Annotated in this window: 24 protein-coding genes; 11 read left to right on the top strand and 13 right to left on the bottom strand. The window is 43.2% G+C overall.

What is annotated here, in order from left to right; all coding sequences use genetic code 11:
* The 6 genes from QZ735_RS00555 to QZ735_RS00530 all read left to right on the top strand — a co-directional run.
* A partial coding sequence (locus tag QZ735_RS00555; RefSeq protein WP_294243216.1) for a chorismate synthase occupies positions 1-222 on the top strand: 222 nt, incomplete at its 5' end.
* A 15-nt stretch (positions 223-237) separates the two neighbouring features.
* Complete coding sequence (locus QZ735_RS00550) at positions 238-801, top strand: thioredoxin family protein (RefSeq protein WP_294243215.1); 564 nt, start codon at positions 238-240, stop codon at positions 799-801.
* Between the two features lie 18 nt (positions 802-819).
* Positions 820-1,359 (top strand): TlpA disulfide reductase family protein, encoded by a 540-nt coding sequence (locus tag QZ735_RS00545; protein ID WP_294243213.1) that lies wholly within the window; start codon positions 820-822, stop codon positions 1,357-1,359.
* A gap of 79 nt (positions 1,360-1,438) precedes the next feature.
* The gene (locus QZ735_RS00540; RefSeq protein ID WP_294243212.1) at positions 1,439-1,786 is read left to right on the top strand and encodes a DUF1232 domain-containing protein; all 348 of its coding nucleotides are present in this window, start codon (positions 1,439-1,441) and stop codon (positions 1,784-1,786) included.
* Between the two features lie 135 nt (positions 1,787-1,921).
* Complete coding sequence (pyrF, locus tag QZ735_RS00535) at positions 1,922-3,301, top strand: orotidine-5'-phosphate decarboxylase (RefSeq protein ID WP_294243209.1); 1,380 nt, start codon at positions 1,922-1,924, stop codon at positions 3,299-3,301.
* A gap of 83 nt (positions 3,302-3,384) precedes the next feature.
* The gene (locus QZ735_RS00530; protein WP_294243206.1) at positions 3,385-6,171 is read left to right on the top strand and encodes an aminopeptidase; all 2,787 of its coding nucleotides are present in this window, start codon (positions 3,385-3,387) and stop codon (positions 6,169-6,171) included.
* Between the two features lie 72 nt (positions 6,172-6,243).
* On the opposite strand, the gene QZ735_RS00525 is transcribed toward QZ735_RS00530, so the two are convergent.
* Together QZ735_RS00525 and QZ735_RS00520 are read right to left on the bottom strand one after the other, a co-directional pair.
* Positions 6,244-7,113, bottom strand: coding sequence for a T9SS type A sorting domain-containing protein (locus QZ735_RS00525; protein ID WP_294243204.1), 870 nt, complete (start codon positions 7,111-7,113; stop codon positions 6,244-6,246).
* A 118-nt stretch (positions 7,114-7,231) separates the two neighbouring features.
* The gene (locus QZ735_RS00520; RefSeq protein WP_294243202.1) at positions 7,232-7,975 is read right to left on the bottom strand and encodes a T9SS type A sorting domain-containing protein; all 744 of its coding nucleotides are present in this window, start codon (positions 7,973-7,975) and stop codon (positions 7,232-7,234) included.
* Positions 7,976-8,153: 178 nt separating this feature from the next.
* On the opposite strand from QZ735_RS00520, the gene QZ735_RS00515 reads away from it, so the two are divergent.
* Positions 8,154-11,378 (top strand): hypothetical protein, encoded by a 3,225-nt coding sequence (locus QZ735_RS00515; protein ID WP_294243201.1) that lies wholly within the window; start codon positions 8,154-8,156, stop codon positions 11,376-11,378.
* 122 nt (positions 11,379-11,500) lie between these two features.
* Complete coding sequence (dusB, locus tag QZ735_RS00510) at positions 11,501-12,499, top strand: tRNA dihydrouridine synthase DusB (RefSeq protein ID WP_294243200.1); 999 nt, start codon at positions 11,501-11,503, stop codon at positions 12,497-12,499.
* 18 nt (positions 12,500-12,517) lie between these two features.
* Here the strand turns inward: dusB and QZ735_RS00505 are convergent, their stop codons facing one another.
* From QZ735_RS00505 to QZ735_RS00470, 8 genes are all read right to left on the bottom strand, one after another.
* Positions 12,518-13,390 (bottom strand): GLPGLI family protein, encoded by an 873-nt coding sequence (locus QZ735_RS00505; RefSeq protein WP_294243197.1) that lies wholly within the window; start codon positions 13,388-13,390, stop codon positions 12,518-12,520.
* Between the two features lie 8 nt (positions 13,391-13,398).
* Positions 13,399-14,139 (bottom strand): GLPGLI family protein, encoded by a 741-nt coding sequence (locus QZ735_RS00500; RefSeq protein WP_294243195.1) that lies wholly within the window; start codon positions 14,137-14,139, stop codon positions 13,399-13,401.
* Positions 14,140-14,211: 72 nt separating this feature from the next.
* Positions 14,212-14,505: a hypothetical protein gene (locus QZ735_RS00495; protein ID WP_294243193.1), complete on the bottom strand. Its 294-nt coding sequence runs from the start codon at positions 14,503-14,505 to the stop codon at positions 14,212-14,214.
* Positions 14,506-14,765: 260 nt separating this feature from the next.
* A complete protein-coding gene (deoC, locus tag QZ735_RS00490; RefSeq protein WP_294243191.1) occupies positions 14,766-15,509 on the bottom strand; it encodes a deoxyribose-phosphate aldolase in 744 nt (247 codons plus the stop codon).
* 4 nt (positions 15,510-15,513) lie between these two features.
* Positions 15,514-15,984, bottom strand: coding sequence for an Lrp/AsnC ligand binding domain-containing protein (locus QZ735_RS00485; protein WP_294243189.1), 471 nt, complete (start codon positions 15,982-15,984; stop codon positions 15,514-15,516).
* 18 nt (positions 15,985-16,002) lie between these two features.
* On the bottom strand, positions 16,003-16,914 hold the full coding sequence (locus QZ735_RS00480; protein ID WP_294243187.1) for an endonuclease: 912 nt from the start codon (positions 16,912-16,914) through the stop codon (positions 16,003-16,005).
* A gap of 388 nt (positions 16,915-17,302) precedes the next feature.
* Positions 17,303-17,974: a tRNA (guanosine(37)-N1)-methyltransferase TrmD gene (trmD, locus tag QZ735_RS00475; RefSeq protein WP_294243184.1), complete on the bottom strand. Its 672-nt coding sequence runs from the start codon at positions 17,972-17,974 to the stop codon at positions 17,303-17,305.
* Positions 17,971-19,233 carry an NAD(P)/FAD-dependent oxidoreductase gene (locus QZ735_RS00470; RefSeq protein ID WP_294243182.1) on the bottom strand — a complete coding sequence of 421 codons (1,263 nt, stop codon included), beginning with the start codon at positions 19,231-19,233 and terminating at the stop codon, positions 17,971-17,973. Before QZ735_RS00470 ends, trmD begins: the two co-directional genes overlap by 4 nt.
* Before the next feature lie 66 nt (positions 19,234-19,299).
* Here QZ735_RS00470 and QZ735_RS00465 point away from each other — a divergent pair, with 66 nt between their 5' ends.
* Entirely contained in the window at positions 19,300-20,163 is an 864-nt protein-coding gene (locus tag QZ735_RS00465; RefSeq protein ID WP_294243180.1) for a GH25 family lysozyme, read from the top strand.
* 32 nt (positions 20,164-20,195) lie between these two features.
* On the opposite strand, the gene QZ735_RS00460 is transcribed toward QZ735_RS00465, so the two are convergent.
* Both QZ735_RS00460 and QZ735_RS00455 read right to left on the bottom strand, forming a co-directional pair.
* Positions 20,196-21,326 carry an 8-amino-7-oxononanoate synthase gene (locus QZ735_RS00460; protein WP_294243178.1) on the bottom strand — a complete coding sequence of 377 codons (1,131 nt, stop codon included), beginning with the start codon at positions 21,324-21,326 and terminating at the stop codon, positions 20,196-20,198.
* Positions 21,327-21,371: 45 nt separating this feature from the next.
* The gene (locus QZ735_RS00455; protein ID WP_294243176.1) at positions 21,372-21,887 is read right to left on the bottom strand and encodes a DUF1761 domain-containing protein; all 516 of its coding nucleotides are present in this window, start codon (positions 21,885-21,887) and stop codon (positions 21,372-21,374) included.
* Positions 21,888-22,160: 273 nt separating this feature from the next.
* Between QZ735_RS00455 and QZ735_RS00450 the strand changes: the two genes are divergently transcribed.
* On the top strand, positions 22,161-24,062 hold the full coding sequence (locus tag QZ735_RS00450; RefSeq protein WP_294243175.1) for an ABC-F family ATP-binding cassette domain-containing protein: 1,902 nt from the start codon (positions 22,161-22,163) through the stop codon (positions 24,060-24,062).
* A 269-nt stretch (positions 24,063-24,331) separates the two neighbouring features.
* Here QZ735_RS00450 and QZ735_RS00445 read toward each other — a convergent pair whose 3' ends face one another.
* On the bottom strand, positions 24,332-25,390 hold the full coding sequence (locus QZ735_RS00445) for a Gfo/Idh/MocA family oxidoreductase (RefSeq protein ID WP_294243173.1): 1,059 nt from the start codon (positions 25,388-25,390) through the stop codon (positions 24,332-24,334).
* 166 nt (positions 25,391-25,556) lie between these two features.
* Here QZ735_RS00445 and QZ735_RS00440 point away from each other — a divergent pair.
* Positions 25,557-26,127 (top strand): TonB-dependent siderophore receptor (locus tag QZ735_RS00440; RefSeq protein WP_294243171.1); only part of this gene is annotated, 571 nt, incomplete at its 3' end.

Genomic DNA, 26,127 nt, shown 5'->3' with positions numbered 1-26,127 from the left:
GGAATGGATATTTATTTCCGGGTAGCTTTTAAACCAGTTGCCACCATCATCAGGCCCCAGGAAAGCGTAGACAAAAACGGAAACCCTGTGATTGTGGAAGGCAAGGGACGCCATGATCCCTGTGTACTCCCGAGAGCTGTGCCGGTAGTGGAAAGTTTAGCCGCTTTCGTACTGGCCGATTTATTCCTTATCAACAAAACCAGAAATATCAACAACTTTTAAATACCATAGGTAATCATGAAAAATTACTGGGAAAAAGGCATCTCCTTTGAAGAATATGTGGAAACAGGAAGACAGAGACTGGAACTCCCTGTTACCCAACAGGATATTGATTTCAGGCCTTATTATTCACTGGGGATCCAGCGAATAGAAAGAACCCTTAAAAAATATACTCCGGATGCGGACCAACTGCAGGAACTGGAATCCAAGGATTTCAACGGTAAAATTTTAATCGTTTCAGAAGTATGGTGCGGCGATGCAAGTGCTACCGTTCCGGCACTGGTTAAATTTTTCGAAAACCATAATGAAGTGAGAATTTTCCTCAGGGACAGCGATAAAAGCCTCATCGGGCAGTTTCTGACCAACGGTACGGAATCCATCCCGAAAGTCATTATCCTGAATGATGATTTTACCGTAAAAAATTCCTGGGGCCCACGCCCGGTTTACGGCAAAGAACTGCTGATGAAGCATAAGGCTGATCCGGAAGCTTATCCCAAAGATGAATTTTATAATGACCTGCAGCTCTACTATGCAAAAAACAGGGGCAAAGATGCCATCCGGGAAATCCTGGAACTCCTTTAATATAAACGGCTGGAAAACATGAAAAAAAACATCATTTATATTGTACTTATTGCCCTTATCGCAATGATTGCATTTGTTCCGGGAGTTAAAGACAGACTGCAGGAAGCTTTTTTCCCGATCGCTACCATTGAAAATGCAGTTCATATCAGTGAAGAGGATTATGACGTAGATCTGAAAGGCATTAACACTCCGGATACCAATCTTAAAAGCTTCAGGAACAAGGCCGTATTCCTCAATTTCTGGGGAACCTGGTGCCCGCCCTGCCGCAAAGAATGGCCTTCGATCCAGAAGCTGTACGATACCAGAAAGGAGCATGTTGATTTCGTCCTGATTGCCATGAATGATCAGGAGGATGCCGTAAAGAAATTTCTTAAGGAAAATAAATACAACGTTCCGGTCTATATTGCACGGAGCCCGATCTCAGAAAAAATACTCCCAAAGGTCTTCCCTACAACCTACCTGCTGGACCATGACGGCCGTATCCTGATCAAGGAAGATGCCTCAAGAGACTGGAATACAGAATCGGTACACCAGTTCATTGATAATATTATTAAATAATTTTAAGTCAATTTTTCTCAGGTTGGTATGCATTTTGGAAATTATACAGTTCTAAAATTATGTAAAGCAAACACTAAAAATGAAGTATTCTAAACTGAGTCTGGCGAAAGAAGCCATCAGTCATAAAGGTTTCGTCAGAAAGATTCCGGATATATTCAGAATGGTACAGATGTGGAGAAAAGGAATTTATCCGATGAGGTCTGTCAATATGATTCTGCCTATGCTGGGACTTCTATACGTCATCTCTCCGATTGATCTTCTTCCGGATATTGCCTTACCGGTACTGGGAATTATGGACGATCTGGCAGTCCTGTCGTTGGTAATCCCGAAACTGATAAAGGAAGTGGACAGGTTCCTTACCTGGGAAGCCGAGCGAAAGTACAGCGCAGCAGGCACTACAGTCATTGACGCTGAAATTGTAAAATAATACAGAACCATCCGGAACCGGATGGTTTTTTTGGTATCCGGTCTGCAGTTGACAGCAGTAAAATTCATAATTGACGGCCCCGAACTTTCAGCCTTCATCTCAAATCCTTAAATTTGCAACATCTAATAAAAAATAATGGAAAGTAAAAAAGAATTCTTTTTAGAATGCTATAAACTGGGCATCATCAAATTCGGAAGATTTACCTTAAAGAGCGGCATTGAAAGCCCGTTCTATGTAGACCTGAGACCCCTGGCTTCAGACCCGAAAATCCTGAAAAACCTGGCCAACTATCTCCTCGATATGCTTCCGCTGGATAATTTCGATCTCATCTGCGGGGTTCCCTATGCTGCTCTCCCGATGGCTACCGCCATGTCGCTGGAAAGTTACATTCCATTAATCATCAAAAGAAAAGAAGCCAAGAACTACGGAACTAAAAAGCTGATTGAAGGGATTTACCAAAAGGGACAGAACTGCCTTCTGGTAGAAGACGTGATCACATCCGGGAAATCCCTGATTGAAACCATTGCAGAAGTGGAACAGGAAGACCTCAAAGTAGCAGATATCGTTGTGGTACTGGACAGGGAACAGGGCGGAAAGCAGCTGCTGGAAAGCAGAGGATATAAGGTCCATACCCTTTTCAACATTACAGAGGTCTGCGGAATCCTGAAGGAAACCGGGGAACTTTCTGATGACGAAGTAAATAGGATCCATGACTTTCTGCAGGGGAACCACATTCAGTTTGACGAGAAAACCAGATCCTCATACGAACAGAAACTGCAGGTGGCAGAACATTCCGTTGCTAAAAAATTACTGGAAACGGCATTATCCAAAAAATCCAACCTTATTGCATCGGCCGATGTAACCACAACCCGGGAACTGCTGGAACTGGCAGAAAAAACAGGCCCCCACATCATTGCTCTGAAGACCCATATTGACATCATCTCCGATTTCGATTACGGGAAAACCATTGTCCCTCTGAAGGCTCTGGCTTCCAAACATAACTTCCTGCTGATGGAAGACCGTAAATTCGCAGACATCGGGAATACCCAGGAGCTTCAGTTTACCAGCGGTATTTTCAACATCACCGGCTGGGCAGATTTTGTAACCTCTCAGGTCATCGGCGGTTTCGAGTCCCTGGACTGTTTTAAAAATGTAGGTGTCGTTGCCATCATCGGGATGTCTTCCAAAGGAGCCCTGACCACAGCGAGTTACCGTGAAGAAGCACTGAAGATCGCTTCATCCCACCCGAACGTCATCGGCGGAGTTTCACAAAACGTACTTCCTGAAGAAATGCTGTTGTTTACGCCTGGCGTAAATCTTGCGGATTCGGGAGATGGAAAAGGCCAGCAGTACAATACGCCGGAGCATGTCTTTACAATGCTTCATACCGATTTCATTATCGTAGGAAGAGGAATCTATAAAGCGGAAAATCCTGAAGCGGCTGCAGCCCTGTATAAAAATGAAGGTTGGAATGCCTATCTGAGCTCACTGGAAAAAAAAGCAGCGGGGAACTGAAAATCCTGTTTTAATTTCTGAAAAAATAAGTTATATTTGATACTTTATCAGAAATATTGAAAAGGGTTAGCATTTGTCTTATTTTGTTTTGGGGTGTTGCAGAGGTTTCTGCACAGAAGGACAGCATTTATATTGAAGCCCAGCTCTCCCAGGACAGAAAAACAATGAATGTCCGCCAGGAAATCGTTTATTATAACCATTCCGGGAAGGAAATGCCATCACTGAAGCTCCTGAACTGGGTGGCTGCCTATAACAGAAGAGGAACTTCCCTTGTCTACCGGAAACTGGAAGACCGGAATACGGATCTCCATTTTGCGAAACCGGAAGCATTGGGCCAGCTCCTGAGCCTGCAGATTCAAAATGGAGACGCGGAAATCCCGGTTTCATCGCCCGCCGATGAAAACCTTATCCTCCCGCTGAAGCAGCCCCTGATGCCCGGCGAAAAAACAACACTGCAGCTCGTCTATCAGATCCGGATTCCTGATCAGCGCTTCACCGGCTATGGAACATCCGGTCAGCAGACAGCTTTAAAATACTTCTTTATTGTTCCGGATCGTTTCGATCCGGACAATATTTCTCCCAGGAATTATGCTGATATAGAAGAATCGGTAAGCTTCAATACCTTCTGGACCATCAATTTCGATATTCCGGTGAGTTATTTTATCGAGAGCAACCTTCAGCAGGTACAGATGAATTCTTTTAAAGGATATCTTGATTCAGATCCTGAGTTCCTGATTTCCCAGAACGAATTCCCATCCATCAAAGTCAATACGGATGGCATCAATACCGAAGTGAAGTTCGGGTACAACCTGAAACCGGAGGAAAAACAGAATCTTGAGTTTTATCTTCCGCTGCATCTTAAATTTATCAAAGAAAAAACAGGAACCCTTCCCGAGAGGATTTTCATATCCGAAAAATTCAGATCCAAAGAAGACTTCTTCGGAAATAATGATATCCGATTCTGGAAATTCAGGTTCCAGCTGTTTACCGATGCGGAGAAAACAGACCTCGATTATTTCGGGATTATTGCCAAGAAAGTATTGGATGAAAGCATTATAACTGACAAACAGGACAACCACTGGTTTAAAAACGGGCTGAAATCCTATCTGGAAATGCAGTACCTGCAAAAATTCTATCCTGAAACCAAACTCCTCGGCGCATTGCCGGAGACCAAAATTTTCGGAATCAAACCTTTGAAGCTTTTCCATGCTTCCCAGGTAAAACTGACCGAACGGTATGGCCTTGCCTATCAATACATCATGTCCCAGAACCTGGACCAGAAAATCGATGAGAAATATGCAGTACTGAGCAATTTCAACGATATGGCCATCAGCCATTTTGAGACAGGTACTCTCTTCAGCTATTCCGCAGATAAAATGGGCTATGCAAAATTTGACCGGCTGGTACAGGATTTTATCCGCACCCATACAGACCGGCAGACCGATCCGAGAGATTTCCTGAAAGAACTTGCCCTGAACGACAGAAGAACGGCTTATCTTGAAGAATTCATCCAGCACAAAAACAGGGTAAACTTCCAGCTGAAAAGATTCAGGAAAGAAGGCGATTCCCTGCAGATCAGAATCCGTAAAAATACTTCTGCAGATATTCCTGTAAAACTTCAGACTGAAGAAAGGGATGGTAAAAAGAGATCATACTGGCTTGACATGGACGACGAAAAATCAAAAACCGTCTCCATTCCTGCTTTTAATACCTATAAAATCACCCTGAATGACGATTATATTTTCCCTGAAGCCAATTACCGGGATAATTTCCTGTATGCCAAAGGGATTTTCTCAAACATGAGGAAAATAAAACTGAAGCTGATTAAAGACATCCCCAATCCGGAATTCAATGAAATTTATGTAAATCCCAGGGTCCGCTTCAATAACACCTATGACAAATTCCTGATCGGATTCAACTTTAAAAACCAGTCGCTTTTTGATCAGAAGTTTCTCTACTCCATTACTCCGACCTACAGTACCGGAACCGGAAAACTGGTGGGTTCCGGAGCGGTAGCCTATTCTTTCCTGCCTGCAGAAAGTATTTTCAGAAGCATTACTTTCGGGATTTCGGGATCCCGTTACCATTACGATTATGATCTGGCTTACCAGAAAGCTTCCGTTTATTCAAATATCAATTTCAGGAAGAATCCGAGAAGTACCGTCAGCCGCGGCATCGGGATTTCGTATAATTATTTTGAAAGGGATCTGAACGCTGAAATGATCCTGAAAAACGATTATGACCGGTATAACCTGTGGAGTGTGGGGTATGGCTACTCCGATAACCAGAGCATCCATGAAAAGAGCCTGAGCGTGAGTTCCCAGTGGATGGAAGATTTCCAGAAAGTAACGGCCGAAGGATTTTACCGGTGGGAATTTGCACCACGGCAAAAGTTAAGCCTTCGCTTGTTTGCTGGTTATTTCATCAACAACAAGACCCGGAACAACACTTTCAACTATGGCATTTCCAGGGTTTCCGATTATTCATTCTCGTATAACCTGCTTGGGCAGAGTGCTACGGGCGGAATCCTTTCACAGCAATATGTACTTGCCGACGGAGGCTTCAAATCCTTTATTCCCGGCACCGTTAACAAATGGATAACTTCCGTTAATGTCGACACCAGCGTCTGGAAGATTTTTCACGTGTATGCAGATGCCGGAGTTTATCAGAACAATGGTCAGCCTACAAAATTTATCTGGGACAGCGGCGTAAAAGTGCGCGTCATTCCGGATTTCCTTGAAATTTACTTCCCTGTACAGTCATCACTTGGCTTTGAACCGGCTTTTAAAGATTACGCTAAAAGGATCAGGTATACGCTTGTCCTCAATCTCGGTTCTATTATTAATGCTGCCCGCAGAGGCTGGTATTGATTCCGGTACTGAAACCGGGCAACAAAGAAATAGTACAAGCTACTAAAGCCTGTTCCAAAGAAGTAAGAAAACTTAATCTTTGACGATCTGCTGTGAAACCGGTGCGTTGTTGATCATTCCCGTAACGGTGTACTTCCCTTTCGGAAGTTCAATGATGTTAAGTCCCGAAGCGGTCTTTTTCGGAGACTGCATGACAACCTGCCCGAATTCATCAAATATCCTTACATTCTGTACCTCGCCGCCGAAAACGAGATCCGTATCGCCTTTAATGAAAGGATTCAGGATAAAATTAAATTTGGAATAGTTGACATCGGTTTCATTAATGACGGCACTTGCGGCAGGTATGGCAGCATTCCCCGGGCTTGCCGGTGCGATGACGAAATCAAAGGTATTGGTCATGCTGTTTTCCATTCTCTTAAAAGCGGTCGTTGAATTGGGAGATACGGTGGTACCAGTTCCGGCAAACTGGACCGTACTGCCGTAATTTACAAAATCGAGCACATTGGCATCACCGGCACTTAAAACACGGGTAGCATCGCTGGCCAGGATCACCCTTCCCGAAATCCGGTCAATATTAATCCCGCTATCGGATGTCCTGTAACCTTCTGAATTCATAATATTTCCTGCTATAAAATCCGGCGCAGGCAAATCGCTTACTCCGCCTCCGCCTGAGCCTTCCTGAATAAGAAATGTCTGTCCTGGCATCAGGTTGATTTCCGGAAGAAGATGGTATTGCGTACTGTTATCTGCGGAGGAAACATATTGCAGGGTAGCGCCTTTGAGGACAGCATTTTCAAGGCCTATATTCTTCAGGATAACATAGTCGTTTCTGAAAGAAGATCCTGCATCCCCGCCACCGCCGTATATTTCACTGATGACGATCTGGGCACTTGAAAAAACAGGTATTGAAACCAATCCGATGAAAGTAAATATTTTTTTCATAATGGTGTATTTGGATGTTCTTAAAATTACAAAAACAGTACCATGAAACCGGAAGCCTGTAAAATAAAAGCCTCCGTTTCACGAAGAAACGGAGGTCGGTTTTTATGATACTTTACATTTAATCCTTGAGGATTTTCTGAGAAACCGGCTGGTTGTTTACTGTTCCGGTTACGATATAGTTGCCTTTCTGTAATTCAGCAATACTAAGATTTTCATTTTCCTTTACGGAAGCTGATTTTACCATCTGGCCCATCAGATTATACACTTTTACATCTCTTACTTCGGCACCGAAAAGAATTTCATCATTTTTTACAAAAGTATTCTTAATGAAAGATGGTCTGGCTTTGGATAAATCGGTAACGGCTAAAGAGCCTCCTGCCTGCGTCCATGAAACATCATCCAAAACAATTTGCCTGCTTCCGGTGGATCGGAACTCGATGGTTACATTTCCGGAAACGTTAGCGGATGCAGTTCTGGTATAATTGGTGCCCATGGCTGCCAATGTATAGGTATCTACCTGGTTTCCGTTGACAAATACAGCAATGGTTCTGTTGGCGGCAGTACCTCCGGTGAAATAAGACCTTACCGTATAGGTAATATTACCTACTCCGTTGGCACCTGAACCGGCACTTACGCTTCTTGTGCCGCTGTCACTGAATCCGATGGAAGTATCGGTAACATTATCGGTTGTGGTTACTTTTCTGGCTCCGGCAAACGTCCAGGTAACCCCATTATCTCCGGTATAGCTTCCGGCGGTATAGGAATTCTGTGTTGCCGATAAATTGTTAAACGATTCAGATCCCTGTGCTGATAAAAAAGCGGTCACTGCCAAGGTGGCAATAAAAGAATAAATCTTCCTCATGGTGTAAATTTTTTTTGGTATTAATAATTTGCAGGGTAAAATTAGGTCATTTTTTTAATACTAGACAATAAACAGATTAATTTTTTGTTAATAGTATTAAAACCTTATCCGTTAAGTATTTTTAGTTATTTTTACGGACTATTTGTAAAGAGGCTTGCGAAATTATATCCTGATATTCGTGTTGTTCTGTACGGGCATATTTTCCGGTAATGCTCAGGTCTTTACATGGAAGAATCCCAATCTTCCGCAGGACAGCATCCGGCAGGATTCCCTCTCCCGGGACAGTATTCTTGCAGCCCGTTTTGAACAGGACATCTTTGCAAAAGACACGCTGGACTTTGTAAAAAACAGCAACAGGATTATTGTGGACGAAGCCGTCCTTGCCCGGAATGACAAAAAAAGATTTTTGGGGGAACTGAACTCCAAAGGTTCCATTATCCGCGGGATTACTTTCGGAAACAACCAGGGCCAGTCGGTACAGAGTTCCATGGATCTCCAGATCTCGGGACGCCTTTCAAAGGATGTGACCATCCTGGCCAGTATTTCAGACCATAACCTTCCGATTCAGGCCGACGGATATACCCAGACCCTGGAGGAATTCGACAAAATCTATATGCAGCTCAACATCAAGGATAAATCCATCCTCCGGGCCGGCCATCTGGATCTTGTGGAAGCCAAGAACTATTTCGCCAAATACCAGCGGCGGAGCATGGGCCTTGAATTTCAGACGGAATTCGGCAAGGAAAACAAAACATTTGTCGATGTATCAATGGGGGTTGCACGAAGTGAATTTCACCGTATCCGTTTTCAGGGAGTGGAAGGCAACCAGGGGCCTTACCGGCTGACCGGTAAAAACGGTGAGCAGTTCATTACCCTTATTTCCGGTTCCGAGCAGGTATTTATTGACGGTATCCTGATGAAGCGCGGTGAAAACCAGGATTACATCATCAATTACAATACCGGAGAAGTAACATTCACCAGCTTCCGCCCTATTTTCCAGCAGAATTTCATTACCATTTCCTATAATTATACCAACAGGAACTATTCCCGGTACCTGTTTACCGGAAAAGTTGAGCATAAACGGGAAAAATTAAGGCTTGGACTTAACTGGTTTATGGAAAACGACAACAAAAACGCACCGTTGTCCCTGAATCTTTCCCCGGAAGACCAGAAAATCCTTTCAGAAGCAGGAAATAATCCCAATCTGATGTATGCCCCGTCCGGCGTGGCAACAGAGTATGATGTGAATAAAATCCTGTACCGCCTTGTACAGAATCCTTCCGGAAATTACTATGAGTTTTCCACTGATGCCACCCAGACATTGTATGCCGTTTCCTACACATATTTCGGAGCCAATCTCGGAGAATATAAAATTACGCAGACCACCAACAACGGAAGGGTATTTACGTATGTAGGCCCTAATATGGGAGAATACCGCGCCGTAAGGAAATTACCTTCCCCGGAAAAATCTCAGGTCTATTCCATGAATTCCGAATACCTGTTGAAAGACGGGAAAATAGGAGCGGATATTTCATTAAGCAATTATGATGTCAACCTTTTCTCCTCTAAGGATGCCGACCAGAATATAGGCTACGCCTGGAGGATCTTCGGGAACAAGACGTTTGCCAAAAACAACTGGAAGGGCTCCCCTACTTTTGAATACCAGTATATCGACAGGCAGTTCCATATCCTCGACCGGATCAATGATGTGGAGTTTTCCAGGGACTTTAACCTTACGCAGGAATTCAGCGGAAGAACCCAGAACCGGTTCATCTTCAGCTTCCTGAACAAGTGGAACAATAAATCCACCCTGAACTACAGAGTCAATTACCTGGATGAGCAGGACACGTATAAGGGGATTAAAAATGATCTCGACTTCGGCTGGATCAGCGGGAAATTCTTCACCAAAGGAAGCCTCTCCTACTTAAATACGAATGCTGTGCTCCAGGATACCAAATTTATCCGGGGCGGCGCTTCTACGGAATATACCGGTAAAAAAGGCAGCTGGGCCCTGGGCGGAAGTATGGAACACAATGAAAAGAAATACAATGACACCCAGCTGATGGATGTTACCAGTTTCAGCTGGAAAGAGATATTCGTACAGAAAAAGATCGGCGACAGCACAAGGACCAAGCTGCTGGCAAAAGTGTATATGCGGGATAATGACTCTGTGCGGGACAACAGGCTTCAGAGCATGAATAATATCTTAGGGTTTATGGCAGAAAGCCAGCTGATCAAAACCGAAAGAACCACGCTGAATGCCCTGCTCCATTACCGGAAGTTCTTTTACCAGAACCAGGATGCCGATGTTTCCAGAAACAATGATTTCGTGGTAGGGAACATCCTTTATAATCAGCAGCTTTTCAGGAACGGAATGCGCCTGCAGGCCTTTTATGAACTTGGTAACGGGCAGGAAGCCCAGCGGGAGTTCCAGTATATTAAGGTAACAGACGGTCAGGGTATTTACAAATGGACGGATTATAACGGAGACGGCATACAGCAGCTGGATGAATTTGAGATTGCCGAATATTCGGACCTGGCACAGTATATCCGGATCTATACGAATTCGGTACGCTATTTACCTTCCAACAAAAATAAGATCCAGCTGGCCCTGTTTGTTAATCCTTCAGTGGTATTCAATTCTGAAAACCGGTTTTTAAAGCGCTGGAATTTCAACATTTCATTGAATTCCCAGAATTCCTTCTATAAGAAAGATAAGGTACTGGTGCTGAATCCGTTTGAAAAAAGTGACGATCAGATCCTCAAGAACCAGAATATTCTTGCCTCCGTACAGTTCAGCCCGACTGACAAATCCGGCTGGAACGGGAATTACCGCTTTATTTCAAATGACAACCTCATCAATGCCAACTTCAGCAATGAAGAGCGCGGGCAGGTTTCCCATTTCCTGAATCTCGGATACTGGTTCAATGAAGAGTTCAGGGTAGATTGGGAAAATTCCGTACATGATATCCGGAATTCTTCCCAGCTTTTCGCCACCAGGGATTACCGCCTGAATAATTTTGAAACAAAACCTAAAGCCACTTATAAATTCACCGATGCCATCCAGGCTGAATTTTCTTCTGCCTTCCGTCAGAAAGACCGGGTGGACGGTGAGGAACAGCTTAAAGCTTTTGATATCACCGGAACCATTCAATGGGAACGCCGGAAAACGTCGATCAGGGGGAATTTTTCATTCATCAACAATGATTTTACAGGAAATAACTTCAGCATTGTCGGCAACCAGATGCTGGATGGCCTCAAGCCGGGAAAAAACCAGGTCTGGAGCGTATTTATCCAGCAGGCCCTGAATTCATTCCTTCAGCTGAACCTCAATTACGAAGGCAGAAATTCAGGAGACCGTACGATTCACATCGGAAGCATGCAGGTAAAAGCGAGCTTTTAAATTTTCCGGAATCCGGTACAGCTAAAGATATCCGGGCCCGTGTAACGGTACCGGCAGACAGGTAAGACCCGGACTTTCATCATGATTTTTAAACAATCATTATAATTTCATAAATTTGCACCATGATAAAAATTGGCAATATAGAGCTGCCGGAATTTCCGCTTCTGCTGGCACCGATGGAAGATGTAAGTGATCCGCCTTTCAGGAGGTTATGCAAGATGCATGGAGCCGATCTGATGTACTCGGAATTTATTTCTTCCGAAGGACTGATCCGTGATGCAATAAAAAGCCGGAAAAAGCTTGACATATTTGATTATGAACGTCCTGTCGGAATCCAGATTTTCGGGGGCGACGAGGAAGCGATGGCGATGTCCGCGCGGATTGTGGAAACCGTGAATCCGGATCTGGTAGACATCAACTTCGGGTGCCCTGTAAAAAAAGTAGTCTGCAAAGGTGCAGGTGCCGGGGTGTTAAAAGATATTGACCTGATGGTCCGCTTAACGAAGGCTGTAGTACGTTCTACCAGTCTCCCGGTTACTGTAAAGACAAGACTGGGATGGGACAGCAACTCCATCAATATCGATGAGGTAGCGGAGCGGCTGCAGGAAACCGGAATCAAAGCCCTGACGATCCATGCCAGAACCCGCGCGCAGATGTACAAAGGCGAAGCGGATTGGGAACACATTTCAAGGATCAAACAGAACCCGAATATTGAAATCCCGATTTTCGGAAACGGCGATATCGATTCTCCGGAGAAAGCCCTTGAATACAAACAGAAATATGCATGTGACGGAATTATGATCGGCCGTGCCGCTATCGGATATCCATGGATCTTCAATGAAATCAAGCATTTCTTTGAAACCGGGGAACATCTGCCGGCCCCAACCATTGATGACCGCCTGCTGGCAGTACAGCAACATGCCGAATGGAGCGCAGAGTGGAAGGGGGAAAGACTGGGTCTCGTTGAAATGAGACAGCATTACAGCAACTATTTCCGCGGCGTTCCCCATTTTAAAGATTTCAGGAAGAAATTCCTGGAAGTCTTCACCCTGGAAGAAATGAAAACCCTGATTGAAGAGACCCGGGAGTTTTATTCCGCCTACCTTGCTCAGCAGGTATAAATAAAAAGGCTGTTACCGCTATTGCGGAACAGCCTTTCCTTTTATAAGATCCAGTTCTAAAATATTATTTTCTTTTTTCAACCGGTCTTCTTTGCTTTGTTTTATATCTTTCATATTGACAGGCTTTCCGGAAGCATCGGTCACCTGATAGGAAACCATTCCTCCGGGACTGCTTCTCCATGCTTTCATCGGATCGTTTCTGTCTTCCACAAATGCCTTTCTGAATTTATCCCTACTGACTTTTATAAGCTTTTTAGAACTTTTCTGTTCTAATTCACTGATCCATTTTTCTTCATCCTTAAGATTCTTTATTCCCTTCAGCTCAAATATGTGGGATTGGTCAGCATCATAAATTTTAACAATCAGGCCCGGCAAACCATGAAATTTATATGGTCCGTCCTGTATGGGATATTCTTTACAAAACCAGGCAGTCCATATACGCCCAAAAAGCCGGGTTTCTGCCTTTTGGGCATTGCAACCGCCTGCGTTTTCTGTATCGGGAAAAATTTTCCATTGTATTTTATCCTGCTGTTCTGAAGTATGGTAACGGTCGAATCCTATATAAGAAAAAAAATCGATCGTAAATTGTGGATATGTCTTTTCAACAACATCCCTGATTCTGCCCTTAAAATGCCCCCCGTTAATATTCATGCTCATCTGTCCTCTCTGGCTTCTGATTTTACTCTGTACAATTGAATCCGTTACAAATGTATCTCTGCTGTAAAACTTGGATCCTCTTTCGTTTATATCAAGATACATCAGTTCTGTATAGACGGAATCTAATACTAAAGAGTCCTGTGCAAATTTGTATTCGAAAAAAAACCTTGAGTTTTGAGCATTTGCATGTAAACCCAGATAAAACACAAAGAATAGATAAAATAATTTTCTCATACCAACTTTTAAAATTCAATATAAATTTCCTTACCTCCTTTAGACATTTCACTGTTCACTGTTCTCCCATCCGGCATCTTTCTCTCCGCTGTTACTTCTTTATATTTTTTAATGTATAATTCTTTAAATGTATTAAATTCTATTTGGTTGCTATTGTCCTGATAGGGATTGACTACCATTTTGTCAGACTGCAATATTTCTACCGCATCATATCTGATGAAATGATCATCAGCTGTTACCTGAAGTATAAGGCCGGGCAGCCCTGAAAACTTCCATGGACCGAAAGGATATTCAAGGTCTTCTGCATAATAAGCCTCATAACTTCTTCCTCTGAATTTTGTCCTGGCTTTTTTACAAAGATGTCCTAAAATTTCTTTTGTTTCATTTAGCAGTTCCCATTTAAACACGGAATTTACATCTTTTACGATATATGTGTCCAGAAAAATCTTCTCATCTGAAATCATAAAATTCCGGTTTACATCTTTATAAACATAAGCTTTCTTATTGCTCTTTATGTAAACATCATTATTGATTCGTTCCTGACTTATTGTATTCTGCTGCTGGATATCTTTATCATTAAGCTTTCCGTATAGGGAGCTTGTCTTAGTGCATATCAGGATATTTCCCTTTCCCGTAGAACCTGAAGCGGAGGTTGCAGCATATTCTACGGTGTATGATTTTTCCTGAGCAGAAAGACGGATTGAAACGGTGAACAGAAATAAAAGTAAACAAAACTTAATATTTTTCATTTTTATATTTATAAAATAAAGAGAGGCTATCCTTTTAAAGAAAAGCCTCTTACTTAAATGTAACAATTTCTTTTAATTGCCAATGCCTAACTGATCTTCTAATTCTGATTGCGCAGCTGCACAAGCTTGTTCAGGAGTATCGAAACAACAGATACTGAACGAACGGTAAGGTTCCCACTCACCTGTCTCAGAATTTTGTACGTATGCTGTTGCTTTACATCCGTAGCTTCTAAGAAGATTTTCATCGCCGGACTCCTGCGTCTCGACATTGGAAGTCAAAGTATTTTCTGAATTTTCCTTTTTCCCACCTGCAAATGTGGAAACTATTCCTGTGAAGAGGAATAAACCTAATAAGATCTTTTTCATGGATATTAATTTTTTTTGTCTTTCCAAAATTATTAAAATATATTTGAATATACCAAATAAAAATAAAAAAATATCATTGTACTGGGATTAATAAACAACTATTAGTCTAATCCGTTATAGTATATAAAATATAAACTTAGGAATTATTCACTCTGAAGCTGGATAGATCATCTGGTAAATAATTCTGAAACATCTAAAATGTAAAAAAAACCATCAGTCCTTAGTGCTGATGGTTTTTTTTGCTTTTTTGTTCCAGGGGCTTAATATCTTTCCGGTCCGGCTTCACTTTTGAGCAATGCCAGGGCTGAGGAAGTACCTATCCTTTTCACACCCATCCGGATCATTCTTTCAGCATCATCCGGTGTGCGTACTCCGCCGGCAGCTTTCACGGGAAGTTTTCCGGCATGATCAATCATGATTCTGATGCCTTCGAAAGTAGCTCCGTTCGGTTTGCCATCCGGAGTTTCATAAAAACCGGTGGAAGATTTTATAAAGATACGGGACAGGTCCTTTTCAGAAAAAAAGGCTTCCGCCCATCCGGAAATACGTCCGGTCAGGTCCGCGATCTGTCCGTCTGTCAGGGCAGCGATTTCAATAATCCATTTGGCTATTTTCTGATGTCGCAGGCAAAGTTGGGTACACTTTAGAAATTCTTCTTCTACAAGGTCCAGGTCTCCTGCCAGATAAGCCTGATAATTAATCACAAAATCCAGTTCATCGGCACCGTCTTCTATAGCCTTTGATGCCTCCGCCAGTTTTTGTTCCGGCGGAAAGGTACCTTCATGAAAACCAATAACCGTCCCTACGATCACCTCCGAATTTCTTTCACTGATATATTTCTTGATTTCCGACACATAATCCGGACGGATCATGACGGCCAGAATACCATGGTCAATGGCTTCCTGGGCAAGAGCCTTATCTTTCTGCAGGGTTTCCTGTTCAGACAGCCCCGACTGTTCGGGGGTTTTCAAATAGGTTGAGTCCAAATAACGGGCGATGTTCATAAGCTTATACTTTCAGTTGTCTGTAAATACCTTGTTCCAAAGATATGAAAGTTTCTGTTCTCGTTACGCCTTTCAGCTTCTGAAGTTTGCTTAAAATCTGCATCAGATGGTCATTGTCTTTACAGATTACTTTTAAAAAAATTGTATAATTACCGGTGGTGTAATGGGCTTCCACCACTTCATTGATGTCTCTTAGGGATTTTACCATATCAGGATAGTGGCTCGGTTTATCCAGGAATACCCCGATATAGGACGTAACCTTATATCCGATCTTTTTGGGATTGAGAAAGGAAATTGAATTTTCGATCACTCCTGCCTGTTCGAGTTTTTTTATTCTCTGATGGACGGCGGTTGTGGAAATGCCTATATTTTTCGCGATGTGCGCAAGAGACGTCTTGGCATTATCCATCAGCATATAGATAATTTCTTTATCAATCGAATCTAATTGATAACTGGTATCGTCTGAATTTTTCATACTTACTTATTTATGTTTTTATAAATCGCTTAATCTTACAAAAACAGGAAAATGATCGCTGTATCCTCCGAGGTACCGTGTTCCGGCAAATGTCCGCAGTGGCCTGCCTGCAAATTTTCTGTCCCGGGTACAGATTTTTTCAGGGCTGAAAACCGCTGCTTCCTGAAATACCAGACCAAGGTCTTTGGAGAAAAAGTCTTCAGAAAGAATAATCTGGTCAAACAGCATCCCGCACTTATGATGAAAGACAGAGTATTTTTTCTTTAAAAACAATGGCTCAAAAGGGTTTTCCAATCTCCTTTTCTGCATATGGTCATACAGAACATCTGTTACGTTTTCATGATCGGGATTTTCATTAAAATCGCCGCACAGGATTACCGGCTCTCTATCTTCATCAATGCTATGTAAAATACGGTTCCGGATTTCTTTCAATATAAAGTTTCTTTTGGGTTTATTAATATCTTTCCCGCGCTTTGAGGGGAGATGAACGACAAAGACATTGATAACCTGTTCTTTATATCTTACTTTTGCATGAAGCACATCTCTGGTGGTGTCAACATTTTCTGTGTTTTTGTATACATTTTCAAAATCGAAGGTAATGGCTTCCGACGATATGAGCTGTAATTTCTCCTTATCGTAAAGAAGTGCCACATCTACTTTTCTTTCATCCCTTGAGGGGTAATGCACAATCCCGTAATTCCCGGTGAAAGGTTCCAGCTGTACAAGGTCTTCCAGCACAGATTTACCGGAAACCTCAGCAAGTCCTATCATAAAAGGCAATGCTGCATTTTGGTCTTTCATCATCCGGAAAACGTGGGCTATCTTAAGAAGCTTGTTCCGGTACTTCCGCTCATCCCAGTTGCGCAATCCTGAATAAGTAGGGTTCAGTTTATGTTTTGATTCAGGATCCGGAGGAAATAAATTTTCCACATTGTAAAAACTGAACAGCTCCATTCACTCAACTTTCTAAAATATCTTAAACTTTTGTTTTAATTGCAAAATGTAAATTTATTATTTTATTCAGAAAAAAAATACCCAACTAAAAAGATTTTCAGGTTAATTTTACATCAACAGCTCTCAGATTAGGTGAAAATATTAAACTAAAATAAGTGAAATGGTTAATATTTTAAATAAGTATAGAACCAAAGCTCCATGAAACGTAATAAAAAATCCTATTGAAACAAAAATACAGATAATAAAATTCTTAATTCAGGGAAAGTTAATAAATATTTTCAACTTAATCCTAAATTATTTTGATTATTATTCCGATTTTATTTTATCAGAATAAAAAAAGTCCCTGTTTCAGGGGAAAAAGGAGCTAGAGCAGATCAGGACGTTTTTCCTGAGTGATCCTTACCGCTTCGTTATGACGCCATTCTTCGATCTTCTTAAAGTTGCCGCTGAGAAGCACTTTCGGTACTTCCAGACCTTTATAGACTTCAGGCCTTGTGTAGATGGGCGGCGACAGAAGATCGTCCTGAAAGCTGTCTGTCAATGCGCTCTGTTCATCATTCAGTACACCGGGAAGCAGGCGGATCACGGAATCTGCCAGCACACAGGCGGCCAGTTCGCCTCCGGTGAGTACATAATCGCCGATTGAGATTTCCCTGGTAATATGAAGTTCCCTTACCCGCTGGTCAATTCCTTTGTAATGTCCGCACAGGAAAATCAGGTTATTTTTGATGGAAAGGGTGTTGGCAATTTTCTGGTTCAGGGTTACGCCGTCCGGAGTCAGATAAATGATTTCATCATATTCCCGTTGGGATTTCAGTTCAGCAATGCATTTATCCAGCGGCTCTATCATCATAACCATTCCCGCACCGCCGCCATAAGGCTCGTCATCAACCTGCCGGTGCTTATTGATGGCCCAGTCTCTCAGCTGATGAAAATGCACTTCTGCCAGTCCTTTATCCATTGCTCTTTTCAGGATAGAAGTCCTGAACGGGCTTTCCATCAGCTCGGGAAGCACACTTATTATATCAATTCTCATTGTAATGTTCCGTTTTTCTTATTCGGCAAAATTATTAATCTTAAAGAAGAATCCTTGTTAAAATAGCTCCACATCCAGTTAAAAAATACGGCAAGCTTGTTCCGTACACTGAGAATCAGCATCAGATGGAGGAACATCCAGAAAAACCAGGCCAGCAGCCCCTGGAATTTCACAAAAGGCAGATCAACGACTGCCCGGTGCTTGCCAATGGTAGCCAGCGATCCTTTGTCATCATATTCATACTCCTTCCACTCGCTGCCGTTTTTTTTCAGCAGGTTACGGCCAAGATTCTTCGCCTGGTTGATGGCTACATTGGCGACCTGCGGATGCCCCTGCGGATATTTCGGAGTTTCCATATAGGCGATGTCCCCGACGGCAAAGATATTATCATACCCCTTGATCCGGTTATAGCGGTCCGTAATATAACGGTTCCGGATCAGTTTCTCCTGTGGGAAGCCTTCGACCACATTCCCTGTTACTCCCGCTGCCCAGATTACGTTATTGGAAGGTATGCTTTTCCCGCTTTTCATGTATACCTTGTCACCGTCATAATCCGTTACATATTCCTGACTGAGAAAAGTAACCCCCAGATCTTTCAGGTACTGCTCGGATTTTTCCTGGGCTTCTTTGCTCATCACCGCCAGCGGCTTTTCGGTAGAGCTTACCAGAATAATCTGAAGATGGTCGAAATTCATATACGGATAATCCCGTGGGAGGATTTCTTTTTTCATTTCAGAAAAAGCGCCGGCCAGCTCTACGCCGGTAGGGCCGCTCCCTACGATAACGATGTTCCAGTTACCGTCGTCGCTCCGGCTTTTTTCAATAATGAGCTTCTCAAATGTCATCAGCACATGATTTCTGATACTGATGGCTTCCTGGGTATTCTTCATCCCGAAGGCACGGCCCTCCATTTCTTTATTTCCGAAAAAATTGGTTTTGCAGCCGGTGGCAATTACCAGCTTGTCATAGCTGAATTCGGCTTCTTCGGTAATGACTTTGTTATTTGCCGTGTCAATGGACTTTACTTCCGTCAGCCTGAACTGGATGTTCCGGGAACGCTGAAAGATTTTCCTGAAAGGGAAGGAAATATTGGAAGGTTCAATCCTTCCGCACGCTACCTGATAGAAAAGAGGCTGAAACATATGATGGTTTACCCGGTCTAAAACAAGCACTTTTTTGTTCTTGTTATTCAATGTTTTTGCAAGTTGCAGCCCCGCAAAACCTCCTCCTATGATGATGATCTTTTCGCGTGTTTCCATAGTACACAAATTTACTGATTTTATTTAGCATCCGGCATGAAAAAAAAGTTAGTTTTGTAAAACTTTATGCCAAAAGAAAACTACAGCAAAAAAACCGCCAAAGAAATTCACCGCAGGCGCCGCAGGCCTTATCTGTTCCGGCGTAAAGTTGTTCTGGCCCTGCTGTTGCTGGCTCTGGCCGGAACCGGCCTCTACCTGAAGCAGTCCGTCAGCTATTATTACGCCCTTTACTTCAATCAATTCATCCATCGCAAACTGCACAATACCGAAAGGGAAGCTTCGCGAATCCAGAGCATTGTTTCCGGCAACCTGGATAAAACCTACGGCTTCGATATTTCCCACTACCAGAATAAGGAAGATATTAAATGGGACAGCTTAAGCATCGGCAACAAAACCATCCCGCTCGAATTTGTCATCATGCGTGCCACCATGGGAAACCGCAGTGCCGATAAACATTTCGGCGTTTTCTGGGAGCAGGCACAAAAGCATGAACTGATCCGCGGAGCCTATCACTTTTACAGGGCTGATGAAGACCCGGTTATTCAGGCCAATAATTTCCTGGAGAATGTAAAACTGGAAAGCGGCGATCTGCCGCCAATCCTTGATATTGAAAAAATCCCCAAACGGAAAACCAATGAAAAACTCCTTGAAGACCTGAAGGTATGGTGCAGGATCATAGAGGAAACCTATGGTAAGAAACCCATTATCTATACCTACTATCATTATTACAAAGATTTCCTGAAAGGCGAATTCGACGGTTACCCGCTCTGGCTGGCTAATTATAATGACGTCCCCGCTCCTGCTCCTGATAACCGATGGGATTTCTGGCAGTTTACGGAAAACGGAATTGTTCACGGCATCAATACGAAAGTAGACCTCAACCTCTATAATGGCAATGCATGGTCCCTACACCGGCTTACACTTGACTGATTCCTGTACAGCAGGTATACACCTCTCCTTTCCTATCCTTTAAAAGGTTTCCGGCGGATCCATTCCGTCCGGGGAGAGACGGAGGGGAAAATATACTTCATCAACAGGTTGACCAGAAAATTTCGGTGCCTGATAAATCCGGAAATTTCAACCGGCTCTGCTCCGACCGTGGATTTGATCTCCAGCGCAGTCCTCCCGAAGATAATCCTCTGGTACCGGTGGCTTATAGAAAATTCCACCATATCCAGCAGCATGTTCAGATACAACTGTTTTTCTCTCTGGCACGTTCTGTCATAGCCTAAAAAGTAAGTATCAATATCACATTCATTGATAATCATAGTAAAGAAACCTATCAGCAGACCCTCTGAGAAGTATCCTAACACCTTAAAATTTTCTCCCAGATTTTCTTTCATGCTGACGAAATGGTTTTCTGCCAGGAAGAAGGTATTGAATGCGGCATGTTCAGCTACATGCTGATAAAGAAGGTTCATTTCCTGAGCATATTTTTTTATATCCCCGGCATGCAGTTCTCTTTTTTCGGTACCGGACAGCTTTTTCCGGGCCGTTCTGGCTCTTGTCCGGTATTTTGTTGAGAAATCCCCAAGGTAATCTTCGAAAGTTTTCCAATGTTCCTGCAGGTTGAGAATCATATTGGGCTGTACGGAAAACCGGAAATATCCCGGGCGATGCTTCTGAAAAAGATCTGCGAAAGCAGGCCGGTAATCTTTATAGATGATCAGTGAAGTCTTCCGGACCTCCTTCTGCATATGCTGTACGGCTTTTTCCAGCATCCGGATGATTTCATCCACAGTAATTTCCGTAACGTCAAAATAAAATCCGTTCTGCCCCGTCAGCATATTATTACCCAGAATCATAATATCCCTGCTGAATGTACGGGCGATACGATTTTTCAGACCGTACCCTATTTCATTTTTCTGAAAGGTTTTATGTTTCAAAAAGTCCAGATACTGAACCAGGGCACCGCCGATCAGCTGTTCCTGTTTAAAAAAACCTATGAAAAAGCACTGCATATTGTCCGGTGCGGAAGTTTCAAGTACTTTAAAATATTCACCGGAAAGCATAATATTATGTTTCCCGATTACGGAATTCCAGTTTTCCGGAAGATCACCGGCTGTACGGTAATGGTGCAAAGTATACGACATAAAGGAGGCTGCACAAAAGTAGCTTTATCTTTTATACCGTGAAAATTATTTTTGGGTTACCCAATAAAAACCGTCACATGCATACCATCCGCAGATGAGTCCGCCCATCAGGGTGATGGTAAATGTCCAGTATGCGGAATTAATCATCGTATATTTCCAGGATTTCTGCTCAAACATGGCATTTACGGCAGTCATAGGAAATACGAACAGGAAACCTGCGATAAAAGCATGCCATGCTCCGTGGCCGAATGAGCGGTAAGCTTTTCCGTAATCTTTCATAAAAGCATGATAGGAATTTTCAGCATTCATCTCATCTCCGCCCACCATCCCCAGCGCTCCGAACTGATGAACCGTGGTATACTGAATGAAAAACGCCATCAGTACAGACAGGATAACACAGAAAATATAGGCTCCGATCATCTGACTTTTTACAGGAAAACCGGCTAATCCGGCCTCCCGTCTCCAGACCGTGCCGAAGACTTTCGGATGATACCAGATCCACCCTATGATCAGGGGAAGAAAAGCGGCTGAAAAGATAGCCCAGAAATTAATTTGCATCATAAGTTTAGGTTTGATTTAATTAAGATAAATCTACAATAAAATTCAACATACATTACATTTAAATCAAAAATTATTGCGTAATCCATTAAAATACATTTAAAAAATACCACTTATCATAAATTATTGAAAATAAAACCCCAAAACAGTCGTGATTCAGGCAACCGGTGATAATAATTCTATAACGTTTTCATAGATTTACCGGACGGTTATTCTGGCTACATTTTTCGTACTTTTGCCGCTCCGTTATCCATTTAATTTTAGTCAAACTTATTTATGAACTACGTCTCTGCAGAAAACCTCACCAAATCCTATGGCATCAAAGTGCTTTTTGAAAACATTTCTTTCCACGTCAACGAAGGGGATAAAATTGCTATTGTTGCCAAAAACGGGAGCGGAAAATCCACCCTGCTGAAAATCCTGATGGGCAAAGAGATTGCAGACAGCGGAACAGTGGTCATCAACAAAGATATACAGGTGGTGCTTTTTGACCAGGAAATCGATTTCGATCCACGGCTCAGTATTGATGAGTTTATGATGACGCTGGATTCAGCCCCCATCCGGGCCCTGAAAAATTACCACCAGTCGCTGCATTCCACCGATAACGATTTTATTGAAAAGGCACTGCTGGAAATGGAAGCCCACAAAGCCTGGGACCTGGAGAACGAAATGAAGCAGATCCTGTCGCAGCTTAAAATTACCGATCTCGAAGCAAAGATGGGAACGCTTTCCGGAGGCCAGATCAAACGGGTCGCACTGGCCAAACTGCTTACCGAAACCCGGGCTGAACACCGCCATACCCTCCTGATTATGGATGAACCTACCAACCACCTGGATGTTGAAATGGTGGAATGGCTGGAAAACTACCTGAGCAAGGCAAAAATTACCTTGTTGCTGGTTACCCACGACCGGTATTTCCTGGACAGTGTCTGCGATACGATATGGGAAATGGAAGACGGAAACCTGTATGTGCATAACGGAGCTTACGCTACCTATCTGGAAAATAAAATGATCCGTGAGGAAAACCTGAATGCTACCATCGATAAAGCCAACAACCTGTACCGCAAAGAACTGGAATGGATGCGGAGACAGCCAAAGGCCAGAACCACCAAATCAAAATCAAGAATCGATGCTTTTTACGATACGGAAAAAGTAGCCAAGACCGACACCCGGAAACAGGGACTGGAACTGGATTTTGAAATGAAGAGACTGGGAAGCAAGATCCTTGAACTCCATCATATCGATAAGAGCTTCGGAAGCAAAGTGCTCCTGAAGGATTTCAGCTACCAGTTCCAGCGGGGTGAGAAAGTAGGCATCGTAGGAAAGAACGGAGCCGGCAAATCCACGTTGCTGAATATTATCCAGGGATTTGAAAAAGCTGATAATGGAGAAATTGAAACCGGCGAAACCATCCATTTCGGCTATTTTTCCCAGAAAGGCCTTCAGTATAAAGAAGATGAACGGGTAATCGATTTCATTAAAGAAGCAGCCGAATACTATCCGCTGGCCAATGGCAAAAGCCTTTCGGCATCTCAGTTCCTCAGGCTGTTTCTATTTGATGACCAGACGCAGTACTCTCCCATCTCCAAGCTTTCGGGTGGCGAAAAAAGGAGGCTGCACCTGATGTACATCCTTTACCAGAACCCAAATTTCCTGATTTTTGACGAACCTACCAACGATCTGGATCTTCCTACCCTTACCGTGCTGGAGAATTTCCTGCAGCAGTTCCAGGGATCGCTTATCATCGTTTCCCACGACCGTTACTTCATGGACCGGATCGTAGACCATATCCTCGCGTTTGAAGGCGAAGGAAAAATCCGTGATTTTGTTGGCACCTTTTCTGAGTACAGGGAAACCAGAAGCAAAGAAGATCACTCAGAAAAGCCTTCATCACAAAAAACAGAATCCGTAAAAGAAACTGTAGCAGCCATAAACATTCCACCGTCGCCTGCAAAAAAGAAAAAGCTTTCCTTCAAAGAACAGAAAGAACTGGAAACCATTGAAAAAGAAATGCCCGAACTGGAAGCCCGGAGAACTTCCATCCTGGAACACCTGAACAATGAAACGGATTACGAAAAAATAGCAAAGCTTTCTGCCGATCTGGAATCCGTTTCTGAAAAACTGGAAAACCACGAAATGCGCTGGCTGGAACTCCAGGAAATGCTGGGAGAAAGTTAAAATAATGGTGAGTTATGAGTTATAAGCAATGAGCCAGGTTTAAAAATTTAATTTGTCTTTATCGATACAAAGATTTTTCAGATCTACTGTTTCATAAAGCACCTGAATATACCGGATTCCCGCAGATTTAAGATGAACACCTTCCGGGTGATTCTCCTGGATCTGCGGGAATATTCATTCCGGGTCTCGTCGCCTGTCCGAAAAGACTATGAATGATTACCTCCGGCCCATAACGTATAACTCAGGACCTGTTATTAAAAAATTGCTGCTCAGGCGAGGCTGACCACCTTACCTTCCCTGGAGCTTTCTGTAGCTGCCTCAATAATTTTCATATTCCTGATAACTTCTTCAGCCGGCGACGGCAGTACATACCCGAATACCATGAATTCATAGATCTGCTGGTAATAATTCATATAGTTTCCGGGCTCGCTGGAAGTAAGGGTTCTTTCGGTTTGTTGCTGATTATTCAGGATATTCAGGATTCCATCCGGCTCTTTCAGAGGCCGTGTCCACTCCAGTCCATATTCCGGAAGGGCACCTGCAGCCAGCTCATTCTCCTGATTGTCGGATCTTTCCTGGAGAAAGCTACCCTGGTCTCCATGCACCGTATAAGCGTAATGGGCTTCCCTGGAAAATACGGAGGACTTCAGGCGTACCCTCAGCGCATTGCCATAATACAGGATGATTTCAAAGTAATCATTGGCAAAACCATCTCCTTTCATAGAAAAGACGTCGGCAAAAAGCTTTTCCGGATACCCGAAGTACTGCACTGCCTGATCCACCAGATGCGATCCCAGATCGTGAAGCGATCCTGAACCTGCAGCCTGCGGATCTTCCTTATGCGCTTTGCCGCTGGCTTCGGTACGGAACCTGTCGAAGCGGATTTCCGCTTCCCGGATGTTTCCCAGTTTTCCTTCGCTGATGATCTTCTGTACCTGCAGGTAATCACGGTCGAACCTGCGGTTTTGGTAAACACTGAGGAATACGCCCTTTTCCTCTGCCAGCCTTACCAGTTCCTCTGCTTCGGCTACATTTACGGTAAACGGCTTTTCTACGATAACATTCTTTCCGGCTTCCAGTGCCATTCTGGTATACTCATAATGGGTCTGGACCGGGGTATTGACGATCACCAGTTCGATATCCGCGTGTTCCAACATTTCCTCCACCGACCGGTAAATAACGGCTTCCGGATATTTTTCCCGGGAATCTTCCCTGGTCCTTTCTACGATGGCGGCCAGATGATAGCCCGGATGTTCTTTTAAAAAGGGAGCGTGAAAGATTTTTCCGCTCATTCCGAAGGCGCAAAGCCCTGCTTTGATCAGTTGCATTCTTTTGATTTTTAACAAAGTTATCGATAAAACCTGCAACTTGCTTACTACAAATAAGAGAAATTTAGCTGATAAATGACAAAAATCAGCATTTTATTTTTATTGATTCTAAATAATAATATATTTTTGCACTTTATTTATATTACTTCTAAATAATAAACATTCAATGAAAAAACAGCTGGTTGCCCTGGGATTATTATTCACAGCCATTTCCGTGGGCGCACAAATGAAAAACACCGAATCTGACACCGTCAGAATTCAGACGATCGAAGATGTGAATCTTCATAAAACCGGAAACCCAAACAAGGCGAAACCTTTATCCACCAAGTCGAACCTTACCGTTATGGAGACTCCGCAACCCATTGCCATCGTCACCCATGAAATCATTGAACAGCAGCAGGCCAGGCAGCTGAGCGATGTCATAAAAAATGTAAACGGCATTTATCTTACATCGGCGCGCGGAGGCTCACAGGACAGTTTCGGCGGCCGTGGATTTACTTTTGCCAATGATAATATTTTTAAGAACGGCGCCAGGGTAAACAGCGGGGTATTTCCCGAAGTAACCAGCCTGGAACGGGTGGAAGTCCTCAAAGGAGCCAACGCCATGCTTTACGGAAACGTAGGTCCGGGCGGAATCGTTAACCTGATTACAAAGAAACCCAGATTTGAATTCGGAGGCATGCTGGGATTCAGTGCCGGCAGCTGGAATACGTATAAGCCTACAGTAGATATCTACG

Source organism: uncultured Chryseobacterium sp. (assembly GCF_913776365.1).
GTDB lineage: Bacteria > Bacteroidota > Bacteroidia > Flavobacteriales > Weeksellaceae > Chryseobacterium.
Note: the sequence above shows the minus strand (reverse complement) of the source record. Positions and strands in the feature narration are given on the sequence as shown.